The sequence below is a fragment of the Streptomyces parvulus genome (assembly GCF_014648855.1).
GTDB lineage: Bacteria > Actinomycetota > Actinomycetes > Streptomycetales > Streptomycetaceae > Streptomyces > Streptomyces parvulus.
Genome location: NZ_BMRX01000001.1, coordinates 449,124 through 461,325 on the forward strand (window position 1 = coordinate 449,124; position 12,202 = coordinate 461,325).

The following is a 12,202-nucleotide window of genomic DNA, read 5'->3' on the forward strand; positions in this document are numbered from 1 at the left end:
GTGCGTACGGCAGGATGTGCCCCATGCCCAGTGCAGAATCGACGCCAGCGAGCGTGCACGACCCGGAGACGGTGCCACCGACCAGGGAGGACGCGGTCGCCGCGGCCGGCAGCGAGCTGATCGGCGGTCCCATGGGACGGCGAGCCCTGCTCGGCAGGTCCTGGTGGACCCCCGTCCGGGTGATCGCGCTCGTGGCGATCGGCATGTTCGCCCTCGGCCTGGTCCAGAAGGCGCCCTGCTACAACGGGGCCTGGTTCTTCGGCGCCAGTTCCCAGTACACGCACGCCTGCTATTCGGACATCCCGCACCTCTACCAGGGGCGCGGCTTCGTCGACGGGCTCGTGCCGTACTTCGACAAGCTCCCCGGTGACATGGAGTACCTGGAGTACCCCGTGCTGACCGGCGTGTTCATGGAGGTCGCGACCTGGCTGACGCCGGGCAGCGGCACCATCCAGGACCAGGAGCAGTGGTACTGGATGGTCAACGCCGGGATGCTCATGGCCTGCGCGGCCGTCATCGCGGTCTGCGTCACACGCACCCACCGGCGCCGCCCCTGGGACGCCCTGCTGGTCGCCCTGGCCCCGGCCTTCGCGCTGACCGCGACCGTCAACTGGGACCTGCTGGCGGTCGCCCTGACGGCCGCCGCGATGCTCATGTGGTCGCGGGAGCGTCCGGTGGCCTTCGGTGTGCTCCTGGGCCTGGCCACGGCCGCCAAGCTCTATCCCTTCCTGATCCTCGGCCCCCTGCTCGTCCTGTGCTGGCGCGCGGGCCGATGGCGGGAGTTCGGAAAGGCGCTGACCGGGGCGGCCGGCGCCTGGCTCGTGGTGAACCTGCCGGTGATGCTCTTCGCCTTCGACGGCTGGTCGAAGTTCTACACGTTCAGCCAGGAGCGCGGCGTGGACTTCGGGTCCTTCTGGCTGATCCTGGTCCAGAACACCGACAACCCGCCGAGCACCGAGACCGTCAACACGCTGGCCACGCTGCTGATGCTGCTGTGCTGTGGGGCCGTGGCGGCTCTCACGCTGACCGCTCCCCGGCGACCGCGGTTCGCCCAGCTCGCCTTCCTGATCGTGGCCGCCTTCATCCTCACCAACAAGGTCTACTCACCGCAGTACGTGCTCTGGCTGGTGCCGCTGGCCGCGCTGGCCCGGCCGAAGTGGCGGGACTTCCTGATCTGGCAGGCGTGCGAAGTGGCCTACTTCCTCGGCATCTGGATGTACCTCGCCTACACGACCAGCGGAGACGCCCACAAGGGCCTGCCCACGGACGGCTACCACTGGGCCATCGCCGTGCACCTGCTGGGGACGCTGTTCCTCTGCGTGATGGTGGTGCGGGACATCCTGATGCCGGACCGCGACCCGGTGCGCAGGACGGGCGACGACGACCCCTCGGGCGGTGTGCTCGACGGTGCGGAGGACGTCTTCGTGCTGGGACCCGCGGCGCAGCCCGAGCGGTTGGCCCGCTTCGAGGGGCCACGGGTGAAGTGGGGCACACGCCGGCAGACCGGCAGTTCACTCTGAGCGAACGCAGACGGGCCGTACACGGAGACTCCGTGTACGGCCCGTTCCGCAGGCCGCGGCCGGCGCGCTAGCGGTCGAGGATGCGGTCGAACTGGGTGGTGGTGTGCCGCAGGTGGGCCACCAGCTCGTCGCCCACCGTGGGCTCCGCCGCGTCCGAGGGCACGAACAGGATCGACACCTGCATGTGCGGCGGCTCCGCGAACCAGCGCTGCTTGCCGCTCCAGACGAACGGCGACAGATTGCGGTTGACCGTGGCGAGGCCGGCCCGTGCGACGCCCTTGGCGCGCGGCATGACGCCGTGCAGCGCCTTCGGCGCCTCCAGACCCACCCCGTGCGACGTACCGCCCGCCACGACCACCAGGAAGCCGTCCGAGGCGGCCTTCTGCTGCCGGTAGCCGAAGCGCTCCCCCTTGGCGACCCGCGTGACGTCCAGGACGGCACCGCGGTACTCGGTGGCCTCGTGGTCGCCGAGCCACAGCCTCGTGCCGATCCGGGCGCGGAAGCGGGTCTGCGGGAACTGCTGCTGGAGCCGCGCCAGTTCGTCGGCCTTGAGGTGGCTGACGAACATGGTGTGCAGCGGCAGCCGGGCCGCGCGCAGCCGGTCCATCCAGCCGATGACCTCCTCGACGGCGTCCGAGCCGTCGGTGCGGTCGAGCGGCAGGTGGATGGCGAAGCCCTCCAGCCGGACGTTCTCTATGGCGGCGTGCAGCTGGGGCAGGTCCTGCTCACTGATGCCGTGCCGCTTCATCGAGGACATCACCTCGATGACCACACGGGCGCCGACGAGGCCGTACACACCGTCGATCGAGGAGACCGAGCGCACGACGCGGTCGGGCAGCGGCACGGGCTCCTCGCCGCGCCGGTACGGCGTCAGGACCAGCAGGTCGCCACCGAAGAAGTCCTTGATCCGGGCGGCCTCGTACGTGGTGCCGACGGCCAGGACGTCCGAACCGAGCCGCGTGGCCTCCTCCGCCAGGCGCTCGTGCCCGAAGCCGTAGCCGTTGCCCTTGCAGACCGGGACCAGTCCCGGGAACTGCTCCTGCACGTGCTTGTGGTGCGCCCGCCAGCGCGCGGTGTCGACGTAGAGCGTGAGCGCCATGGCCGGACCTGGAACCTTTCTCGTGGCTGTCAGAGGTGCGGGATGAGGGGTGAGTGCGCGGTCAGCGGCGCGACATGTAGATGTCGAGCGCCTTGTGGAGCAGCTTGTTCAGCGGGAAGTCCCACTCGCCGAGGTACTCGGCCGCCTGACCGCCCGTACCCACCTTGAACTGGATCAGGCCGAAGAGGTGGTCGCTCTCGTCCAGCGAGTCGGAGATGCCGCGCAGGTCGTAGACGGTCGCGCCGAGCGCGTAGGCGTCGCGGAGCATGGCCCACTGCATGGCGTTCGACGGCCGGACCTCGCGCCCGATGTTGTCCGAGGCGCCGTAGGAGTACCAGACGTGCCCGCCGACGACCAGCATGGTCGCCGCCGACAGGTTGACCCCGTTGTGCCGCGCGAAGTACAGCCGCATGCGGTTGGGGTCCTCGTTGTTGAGGGCCGCCCACATGCGCTGGAAGTACGACAGCGGGCGCGGCCGGAAGTGGTCGCGCACGGCCGTGATCTCGTACAGCCGCTGCCACTCCTCCAGGTCGTGGTAGCCGCCCTGGACCACTTCGACGCCGGCCTTCTCGGCCTTCTTGATGTTGCGGCGCCAGAGCTGGTTGAAGTTCTTGTGGACCTCTTCCAGCGACCGGTTGGCCAGCGGCACCTGGAACACGTAACGGGGCTGCACGTCGCCGAAGCCGGCGCCGCCGTCCTCGCCCTGCTGCCAGCCCATGCGGCGCAGCTTGTCGGCCACCTCGAAGGCGCGCGGCTCGATGTGGTCGGCCTCTATGTCCCGCAGACGCTTGACGTCGGGGTCCTGGATGCCCTTCTTGATGGACGTGGCGTCCCAGCGCCGGATGATCACCGGCGGGCCCATCTTCACGGAGAAGGCGCCCTGCTGCTTCAGGTGCGCCAGCATGGGCTCCATCCACTCCTGCAGGTTCGGCGCGAACCAGTTGATGACCGGGCCCTCGGGGAGGTAGGCGAGGTAGCGCTTGATCTTGGGCAGCTGGCGGTAGAGCACCAGACCCGCGCCGACCAGCTCACCGGTCCGGTCGTCGAACCAGCCGAGGTTCTCCGAGCGCCATTCCGCCTTCACGTCTGCCCATGCCGGGACCTGCATGTGACTAGCCGCCGGCAGGCTCTGGATGTATGCCAGATGCTGCTCGCGACTGATGGTCCTCAGGGTCAGGCTCATTCGGGGCGCTCCTCGGGCTGGTGTGTCCCCATGGGTACAGGGGCTCCGGCTCTCGCGCGAAGCCTACTGCGCCCGCTGAGCGCCCCGTCCGGCGTACGGCTGGAAGGGGGGTCCCGGCGGCCGGGCGGCGAAAAGGATCAGCCGAGGAGTCCGCCGTGGTAGATGCCGAAGAAGAGGCCGACCGCGGACGCTCCCAGGCCCAGGATCAGACCGAAGCGCTCCCGCGTCGTCTCGGAGACGTACTGGCCGTATCCGCCGGTCAGGACACCGAGCAGTCCGGCCCAGGAGGTCAGGACGTGCAGCCCCCGGAAGCTCGCCGTGGCGAGGGCGAGCACGCCGAGCACCACGGTCACCGCCAGCAGCGCGTGCTGGAGGGGGTGCGGTTTGCCGTCGGTGGCCAGCAGCCCGGTCCGGGGCCTCGCCGGTCGCATGATCTGTGCCATGGGGAACCTCCTGCCGAAGGCAGTGCGTCGTCGCCCTATCACATCCGCTGGGTATCGATTGTGTCCCCTCAGGGGCGGATTTCAACCGCAAGCGCGCGGCCGGGTACTCTGTACCTTCTGCACTGGTGTCTGCTGCCTTCGCTGCCGGGCCGCCTCCCAGAGGAGGCCCGATTGTCAGTGGGGGCTGCTTTACTCGCTGATACCGGTGCCAACGCATCGCAACCCTCCTGCCACGGAACGACCGTGGCCGCTGAGTCCAAAGGAGGTGGGTTCCACATGCGTCACTACGAGGTGATGGTCATCCTCGACCCCGATCTCGAGGAGCGTTCTGTCTCCCCGCTGATCGAGAACTTCCTCTCTGTCGTCCGTGACGGCGGCGGAAAGGTCGAGAAGGTCGACACCTGGGGCCGTCGTCGTCTCTCGTACGAGATCAAGAAGAAGCCCGAGGGCATCTACTCGGTCATCGACCTGCAGGCCGAGCCTGCGGTCGTCAAGGAGCTCGACCGCCAGATGAACCTGAACGAGTCGGTCCTCCGGACCAAGGTCCTCCGTCCCGAGATGCACTGAGCTTCCGCTCAGCCGATCCCGGGATTCGAGTAGCAGCAAGCAAGCAGCCAGAGCAAACCCGCCGAGAGGTACCCCCATGGCAGGCGAGACCGTCATCACGGTCGTCGGCAATCTTGTCGACGACCCCGAGCTGCGCTTCACCCCGTCCGGTGCGGCCGTCGCGAAGTTCCGTGTCGCGTCGACCCCCCGCACCTTCGACCGCCAGACCAACGAGTGGAAGGACGGCGAGAGCCTGTTCCTCACCTGCTCGGTCTGGCGCCAGGCGGCGGAGAACGTCGCCGAGTCGCTCCAGCGAGGCATGCGCGTCATCGTGCAGGGCCGGCTGAAGCAGCGGTCCTACGAGGACCGTGAGGGCGTCAAGCGCACGGTCTACGAGCTGGACGTCGACGAGGTCGGCGCCAGCCTGCGCAGTGCCACGGCCAAGGTCACCAAGACCTCGGGCCAGGGCCGCGGAGGCCAGGGCGGTTACGGCGGCGGTGGCGGCCAGGGTGGCGGCGGCTGGGGCGGCGGCCCCGGTGGCGGCCAGCAGGGCGGCGGCGCTCCGGCCGACGACCCCTGGGCGACCGGCGCTCCCGCCGGTGGCCAGCAGGGTGGCGGCGGTCAGGGCGGCGGCTGGGGCGGTGGCTCCGGCGGCTCCGGCGGCGGCGGTGGCGGCTACTCGGACGAGCCCCCCTTCTAGGGCGGGCTCCACCCCACACTTCTTGATCACACAGGAGAAACATCATGGCTAAGCCGCCTGTGCGCAAGCCGAAGAAGAAGGTCTGCGCGTTCTGCAAGGACAAGGTCACGTACGTGGACTACAAGGACACGAACATGCTGCGGAAGTTCATTTCCGACCGCGGCAAGATCCGTGCCCGCCGCGTGACCGGCAACTGCACCCAGCACCAGCGTGACGTCGCCACGGCCGTGAAGAACAGCCGTGAGATGGCGCTGCTGCCCTACACGTCCACCGCGCGATAAGGGAAGGGTGACCGACACATGAAGATCATCCTCACCCACGAGGTCTCCGGCCTCGGTGCCGCGGGCGACGTCGTCGACGTCAAGGACGGCTACGCTCGCAACTACCTGATCCCGCGGAAGTTCGCTATCCGCTGGACCAAGGGTGGCGAGAAGGACGTCGAGCAGATCCGTCGTGCTCGCAAGATCCACGAGATCCAGACCATCGAGCAGGCCAACCAGGTGAAGGCCCAGCTCGAGGGTGTGAAGGTCCGTCTGGCCGTCCGCTCCGGCGACGCCGGTCGTCTCTTCGGTTCCGTCACCCCGGCCGACGTCGCCTCGGCGATCAAGGCTGCCGGTGGCCCCGACGTCGACAAGCGCCGCATCGAGCTCGGTTCGCCGATCAAGACCCTGGGCGCCCACGAGACGTCCGTGCGTCTGCACCCCGAGGTTGACGCCAAGGTCAGCGTCGAGGTCGTCGCTGCCTGAGCTCGGCTCTCGCTGAAGCGATGAGACGGGGCCGTATCTCCCGACCCGGGAGATACGGCCCCGTTTCTGTTTCACGTGAAACGGCGGGTTCACGGCCGGTTTCACGTGAAACGCTCAGCGCGTCGCGCCCGTGACGATCCACCGCCCCGACCTGGTCCGCAGCCACAGCGTCACGAGCCGCATCGTCATCATCAACGTCATCGCCGCCCAGAGCACGGTGAGCCCTCCGCCGATCGCGGGGACGAGAAGCGCCGCGGGAGTGAAGACCGCCAGGGTCAGCAGCATCGCCCACGCCAGATACGGTCCGTCGCCCGCGCCCATGAGCACGCCGTCCAGGACGTAGACCACGCCACAGATCGGCTGGGCGACCGCCACGATGACCAGGGCGGGAAGCGCGGCGTCCTTCACCGCGGAGTCGCCGGTGAACAGGGGCAGGAACGCGGGACGCGAGAGCACCACCAGCAGTCCGAGTACGACGCCGACCGCGACACCCCACTCGACCATCCTCCGGCAGGCTTCTCGGGCACCCTGGGCGTCTCCCGCGCCGAGATAGCGTCCGATGATGGCCTGGCCGGCGATGGCGATGGCGTCGAGGGCGAAGGCCATCAGGCTCCACAGGGACAGGATGATCTGATGGGCGGCGATGTCGGCGTCGCCGAGCCGGGCGGCCACAGCCGTCGCGATCATGAGGATCGCCCGCAGCGAGAGCGTGCGCACGAGCAGCGGAGCGCCTGCCTGCGCGGAGGCCCGGATGCCGGCACGGTCGGGTCGCAGGGACGCCCCGTGGCGCAGGGCTCCACGCACCACGACCCACAGATATACGGCGGCCATGCCGTACTGGGCAATGACGGTGCCCCAGGCGGAGCCGGCGATACCGAGGCCGGCGCCGTAAACGAGCAGGACGTTGAGGAGGGCGTTGGCGACGAAACCGCCGACGGCCACATAGAGCGGGGTCCGGGTGTTCTGCAGTCCACGCAGGACGCCGGTCGCGGCGAGCACGATGAGCATCGCGGGAATGCCGAGGGAAGAGATGCGCAGGTAGGTGATGGCGTACGGAGCGGCGGTGTCCGAGGCGCCGAACAGCTCCACCAGGGAGGGAGCGGTGGGCAGGACGACGGCGATGACGGCCGCTCCGAGCAGCAGCGCCAGCCAGATGCCGTCCATGCCCTGGCGGATCGCGGCCTGGAGGTCACCCGCCCCCACCCGACGGGAGACGCCCGCCGTGGTGGCGTACGCGAGGAAGACGAAGACGCTGACGGCGGTGGTCAGCAGGGCCGAGGCGATCCCGAGGCCGGCGAGCTGCGCGGTGCCGAGGTGGCCGACGATCGCACTGTCGGCCAGCACGAAGAGCGGCTCGGCGACGAGCGCACCGAAGGCCGGGACGGCCAGCGCGACGATCTCGCGGTCGTGCCGGCGCCGGACGGTTCGGGGACGCGCGGGGGCCTGTGTCATGAGCACCAATCTAATCGTCCACAGGTAAGAGATGCAACGCCATTGTGTCCCTTACTCGTCGTCTCACCCCGTGCACTTCTGGGCACGGTTCGAAGTGATCTTGGGCTGACCGGGAAAGTTTTTCTCCTGCACAGGCGGTGGACGGTGAAATAGCAGGTCACCGGGGTTTGCCTGAGGGGTGGGCGGGCTTGTTCACAGGGCTGTCCACCGGGTCGTGCACAGGTTTTCCGGAGTTCTCCACAGCATCTGGCCCGTCGTCCACATGGCCTGTGGATAACCAGATTGGCTGACGGTGCCGGGAGGCCTACGGTAGTCCGGCGCCCGCTCCGTCCGTCGCCCTGTGAATCGTCACAAAACCGACGCGCCAGAACCGGAGTTGGGCGTCCTATTTGTCAGTGCCGTGCCGTAGAAATGAGGGGCACGGCGAGGTCCGCTCGGCGGACGGGAGGAGGTGGCTCGGTGAGCATTTCCGAGCCCTTGGACGACCCGTGGGCCGACAGCGGCCCCAGCGATCGTCTGCCTGCCTCCCGGCGCCGCGGTGACAGCGGTCGCAGCCGCGAGGACCAGCACGAACGCGGCTCGGACAACGGCTCCTGGGACGGCGGCGGACCGGCCTTCGAGCGCGTCCCCCCGCAGGACCTGGACGCCGAGCAGTCCGTCCTCGGCGGCATGCTGCTGTCCAAGGACGCCATCGCCGATGTCGTCGAGATCCTCAAGGGCCACGACTTCTACAAGCCGGCCCACGAGACCGTCTACCAGGCCATCCTCGACGTCTACGCCAAGGGCGAGCCGGCCGACCCCATCACGATCGCCGCCGAGCTCACCAAGCGCGGTGAGATCAACAAGGTCGGCGGCGCCTCGTATCTGCACACCCTCGTCCAGACCGTGCCCACGGCCGCGAACGCCGCCTATTACGCGGAGATCGTGCACGAGCGGGCCGTCCTGCGCCGCCTGGTGGAGGCCGGCACCCGCATCACGCAGATGGGATACGCGGCCGACGACGACGTCGACGAGATCGTCAACCGCGCGCAGGCCGAGATCTACGCCGTCACCGAGCAGCGCACCAGCGAGGACTACCTGCCGCTCGGCGACATCATGGAGGGCGCGCTCGACGAGATCGAGGCGATCGGCTCGCGCAGCGGCGAGATGACCGGTGTGCCCACCGGCTTCACGGACTTCGACTCACTGACCAACGGCCTGCACCCCGGTCAGATGGTCGTCATCGCCGCGCGACCGGCCATGGGCAAGTCGACGCTCGCGCTGGACTTCGCGCGCGCGGCGTCGATCAAGAACAACCTGCCGAGCGTCATCTTCTCGCTCGAAATGGGGCGCAACGAGATCGCGATGCGTCTGCTGTCCGCCGAGGCGCGGGTGGCGCTGCACCACATGCGGTCCGGCACGATGACCGACGACGACTGGACCCGGCTGGCCCGCCGGATGCCCGACGTGTCCGCCGCTCCGCTCTACATCGACGACTCGCCGAACCTGTCGATGATGGAGATCCGCGCCAAGTGCCGCCGGCTCAAGCAGCGCAACGACCTCAAGCTCGTGGTCATCGACTACCTGCAGCTGATGCAGTCCGGCGGATCCAAGCGCGCCGAGAGCCGTCAGCAGGAGGTCTCGGACATGTCGCGAAACCTGAAGCTCCTCGCCAAGGAGCTGGAGATCCCGGTCATCGCCCTCTCCCAGCTGAACCGCGGCCCCGAGCAGCGCACCGACAAGAAGCCGATGGTCTCCGACCTGCGTGAGTCCGGTTCGATCGAGCAGGACGCCGACATGGTCATCCTGCTGCACCGAGAGGACGCCTACGAGAAGGAGTCCCCGCGCGCGGGCGAGGCCGACCTGATCGTGGCCAAGCACCGCAACGGCCCGACGGCGACGATCACGGTCGCCTTCCAGGGCCACTACTCGCGGTTCGTGGACATGGCTCAGACCTGATCCCCGGCCAAATCGGCTCGACGCGGGCCGTCCCGGACGGTGGACTGGGGCCATGACGACATCTCAGGATGAGCTGCTTCCCGCCACCCGCCGGCAGCTGCTGCACCGGATCGCCGTGGCCCAGGCCGAGGGGCGCACGCCCTCACTCGTGGCGGCGGTCGTCCGGGACGGGCGGACGGTCTGGCACGGTGCGCGGACCTCCGTGGAGGGGCACGGTCCCGACGAGAACGTGCAGTACCGCATCGGCTCGATCACCAAGACCTTCACGGCCGTCCTCGTCCTTCGGCTGCGCGACGAGGGCCTGCTCGACCTCGGGGACCCGCTGGAGAAGCACCTCCCGGGCACCGGAGCCGGCGAGGCCACCATCGCCGAACTGCTGGCCCACTCCGGCGGGCTGGCCGCCGAGTCGCCCGCACCGTGGTGGGAGCGGACGCCGGGGTCTCTGCGGCCCGAACTCGCCGACGTGCTGGGCAAGCAGCCGTTCCTGCACCCGGTGGGGCGGCGGCACCACTACTCCAACCCCGGCTACACCCTCCTCGGCGCGCTGGTCGCGCAGGTGCGCGGTGCCTCGTGGGAGGAGGTGCTCCGGCGTGAGGTGCTGGAGCCGCTGGGTCTGCACCGCACGAGCACGCGCCCGAGCGATCCGCACGCGGGCGGCTGGGCCGTGCATCCGTGGGCGGACGTGATGCTGCCCGAGCCGGCCGAGGATCTCGGCAGGATGGCTCCGGCCGGTCAACTCTGGTCCACCACCGGAGATCTGGCGCGGTTCGCCGTCTTCCTGGCGAAGGGGGACGACCGCGTCCTCGGCGCCGACACCGTGCGGGAGATGCGCGCGCCCGCCGCCGCGATGGAGGCCGCCGACGTCGCGGACGGCGCGGCGTACGGACTGGGACTCCAGATCCAGCACCGGGACGGGCGTCTGCTCGTGGGGCACTCCGGCTCCCTGCCCGGCTTCCTGGCCAACCTCACCCTCTCCGTGGACGACGACATCGCCGCGGTGGTGCTGACCAACTGCACGTCCGGGCCGCTGCTCGGCGGGGTGGGCGCCGACCTCGTGCGCATCGTCGCGGAGGCGGAACCGCGGATCCCCGAACCGTGGCGCCCGCTGCCCGAGGCCGACGCCGCCGTGCTGGAGTTGGCCGGGCAGTGGTACTGGGGTACCCACGCCTTCGCCCTGCGGCTCACCCCGGACGGGGGAGTCTCGCTGGAGCCCCTGTCGGGTCAGGGGCGCCGCTCGCGCTTCCGGGCCAACACCGACGGGAGCTGGACGGGTCTGGAGGGCTACTACGCGGGGGAACTGCTCCGGGCGGTGCGACGTCCGGACGGGAGCGTGAGCCACCTGGACCTGGGGTCGTTCGTCTTCACCCGGCAGCCGTACGACGCGGGGGCATCCGTGCCGGGCGGGGTGGACCCCGAGGGTTGGCGCGGGATCGGCTAGGCGTCAGCCACAGTCCATGGGGCCCTGTTTCACGTGAAACAGGGCCCCATGGATGTTCCGCGCACCGGACCGGGCACAGCTCACAGCTGGAGCTTGAACCCCGTGTGCGACGCCGAGAAGCCCAGACGCTCGTAGAAGCGGTGGGCATCGGTGCGGGACTTGTCCGACGTGAGCTGCACCAGATGGCACCCCTGCCGCCGGGACTCGTCGACCGCCCATTCGATGAGCTGGGTGCCCAAGCCGCCGCCGCGCTCGTCGGCGTGGATGCGCACGCCCTCGATGATCGACCGGGTGGCGCCGCGCCGGGACAGGCCGGGCACGATCGTCAGCTGGAGGGTGCCGACGACCCGGCCGTCGCGGACGGCGACGACCACGTGCTGATTGGGATCGGCGTCGAGCCGTTCCAGGGCCGCCACGTACGGGGCCAGGTCGTCGGGGGACTCGCGCTCGGCGCCCAACGGATCGTCGGCGAGCATCGCGACGACCGCGGGGACGTCGGCGGCGGTGGTCCGGCGTATTTCAAGATCTGCCATGACCGCACTCTAGGTCCGGGAGCCGTGGCCTAGGCGGGCACCGGTGCCTTCAGGGTCTCCACGGCCCGGACCAGTGGAGCCAGGTCGGGGTTGGCCGCAGCCCCGTCGAGGGCCTCGCGCAGCGCGGCGTCGTTGGAGGGCCTGGCTTCGTCCAGCAGCTTCTGACCGGCCGCGGTGACGTTGGTGTAGATGCCGCGCCGGTCGGTCGGGCACAGGTAGCGCTCGAGCAGGCCGCGGTCCTCGAGCCGGGTGACCAGGCGCGTGGTCGCGCTCTGGCTGAGGACGACGGCGTCGGCCACCTGCTTCATCTGGAGATGCCCGCCCTCGCCCTCGTGCTGCCGGCTGAGCACGTCGAGCAGGGAGTACTCGCGCACGCTCAGGCCGTGTCCGGCCTGCAGGGCGCGCTCGATGTGGGCCTCGATCCTCCCGTGCAGCAGGGAGAGTGCGCACCAGCCCTGGGAGAGGGCGGTGAGCGCGGGGTCCGTCGCTGTCATGTGGTTCCTCCGTCCCGGAGCGGCTGACACCAGGGTAGACCAGAAGCGCAATAGACGGCGTTTGCATATAGCCCGCGTCTGCAACTATTGTGAACGCACGCAAAGCGCTC

The 12,202-nt window shown here is 69.6% G+C and carries 13 protein-coding genes; 7 read left to right on the top strand and 6 right to left on the bottom strand.

The genetic code is table 11. The annotated features are described in order from the left end of the window. The first annotated feature begins 14 nt into the window (after window positions 1-14). The gene (locus IE108_RS02105) at window positions 15-1,520 is read left to right on the top strand and encodes a glycosyltransferase family 87 protein (protein WP_064728798.1); all 1,506 of its coding nucleotides are present in this window, start codon (window positions 15-17) and stop codon (window positions 1,518-1,520) included. 67 nt (window positions 1,521-1,587) lie between these two features. On the opposite strand, the gene IE108_RS02110 is transcribed toward IE108_RS02105, so the two are convergent. From IE108_RS02110 to IE108_RS02120, 3 genes are all read right to left on the bottom strand, one after another. Next, window positions 1,588-2,619 (bottom strand): alanine racemase, encoded by a 1,032-nt coding sequence (locus IE108_RS02110; protein ID WP_064728797.1) that lies wholly within the window; start codon window positions 2,617-2,619, stop codon window positions 1,588-1,590. A 61-nt stretch (window positions 2,620-2,680) separates the two neighbouring features. Continuing rightward, complete coding sequence (femX, locus tag IE108_RS02115) at window positions 2,681-3,802, bottom strand: peptidoglycan bridge formation glycyltransferase FemX (protein ID WP_064728796.1); 1,122 nt, start codon at window positions 3,800-3,802, stop codon at window positions 2,681-2,683. A gap of 137 nt (window positions 3,803-3,939) precedes the next feature. Then, window positions 3,940-4,245, bottom strand: coding sequence for a hypothetical protein (locus tag IE108_RS02120; RefSeq protein WP_064728795.1), 306 nt, complete (start codon window positions 4,243-4,245; stop codon window positions 3,940-3,942). A 276-nt stretch (window positions 4,246-4,521) separates the two neighbouring features. Here IE108_RS02120 and rpsF point away from each other — a divergent pair, with 276 nt between their 5' ends. The 4 genes from rpsF to rplI all read left to right on the top strand — a co-directional run bounded on the left by rpsF (window position 4,522) and on the right by rplI (window position 6,237). Next, window positions 4,522-4,812 carry a 30S ribosomal protein S6 gene (gene rpsF / locus IE108_RS02125; RefSeq protein ID WP_003975025.1) on the top strand — a complete coding sequence of 97 codons (291 nt, stop codon included), beginning with the start codon at window positions 4,522-4,524 and terminating at the stop codon, window positions 4,810-4,812. Window positions 4,813-4,888: 76 nt separating this feature from the next. Continuing rightward, complete coding sequence (locus IE108_RS02130; protein ID WP_064728794.1) at window positions 4,889-5,491, top strand: single-stranded DNA-binding protein; 603 nt, start codon at window positions 4,889-4,891, stop codon at window positions 5,489-5,491. A gap of 44 nt (window positions 5,492-5,535) precedes the next feature. Next, window positions 5,536-5,772 carry a 30S ribosomal protein S18 gene (rpsR, locus tag IE108_RS02135; RefSeq protein ID WP_003949403.1) on the top strand — a complete coding sequence of 79 codons (237 nt, stop codon included), beginning with the start codon at window positions 5,536-5,538 and terminating at the stop codon, window positions 5,770-5,772. Window positions 5,773-5,790: 18 nt separating this feature from the next. Continuing rightward, the gene (rplI, locus tag IE108_RS02140) at window positions 5,791-6,237 is read left to right on the top strand and encodes a 50S ribosomal protein L9 (protein WP_064728793.1); all 447 of its coding nucleotides are present in this window, start codon (window positions 5,791-5,793) and stop codon (window positions 6,235-6,237) included. Window positions 6,238-6,351: 114 nt separating this feature from the next. On the opposite strand, the gene IE108_RS02145 is transcribed toward rplI, so the two are convergent. Then, complete coding sequence (locus IE108_RS02145; RefSeq protein WP_189397560.1) at window positions 6,352-7,689, bottom strand: MATE family efflux transporter; 1,338 nt, start codon at window positions 7,687-7,689, stop codon at window positions 6,352-6,354. Between the two features lie 459 nt (window positions 7,690-8,148). Here IE108_RS02145 and dnaB point away from each other — a divergent pair, with 459 nt between their 5' ends. Both dnaB and IE108_RS02155 read left to right on the top strand, forming a co-directional pair. Continuing rightward, complete coding sequence (gene dnaB / locus IE108_RS02150; RefSeq protein WP_064728791.1) at window positions 8,149-9,627, top strand: replicative DNA helicase; 1,479 nt, start codon at window positions 8,149-8,151, stop codon at window positions 9,625-9,627. A 52-nt stretch (window positions 9,628-9,679) separates the two neighbouring features. Next, window positions 9,680-11,065 carry a serine hydrolase domain-containing protein gene (locus IE108_RS02155; RefSeq protein WP_064728789.1) on the top strand — a complete coding sequence of 462 codons (1,386 nt, stop codon included), beginning with the start codon at window positions 9,680-9,682 and terminating at the stop codon, window positions 11,063-11,065. Between the two features lie 80 nt (window positions 11,066-11,145). Here IE108_RS02155 and IE108_RS02160 read toward each other — a convergent pair whose 3' ends face one another. Both IE108_RS02160 and IE108_RS02165 read right to left on the bottom strand, forming a co-directional pair. After that, a complete protein-coding gene (locus tag IE108_RS02160) occupies window positions 11,146-11,598 on the bottom strand; it encodes a GNAT family N-acetyltransferase (protein ID WP_064728787.1) in 453 nt (150 codons plus the stop codon). 29 nt (window positions 11,599-11,627) lie between these two features. After that, window positions 11,628-12,092, bottom strand: coding sequence for a MarR family winged helix-turn-helix transcriptional regulator (locus IE108_RS02165; RefSeq protein WP_064728786.1), 465 nt, complete (start codon window positions 12,090-12,092; stop codon window positions 11,628-11,630). Window positions 12,093-12,202: the final 110 nt, after the last annotated feature.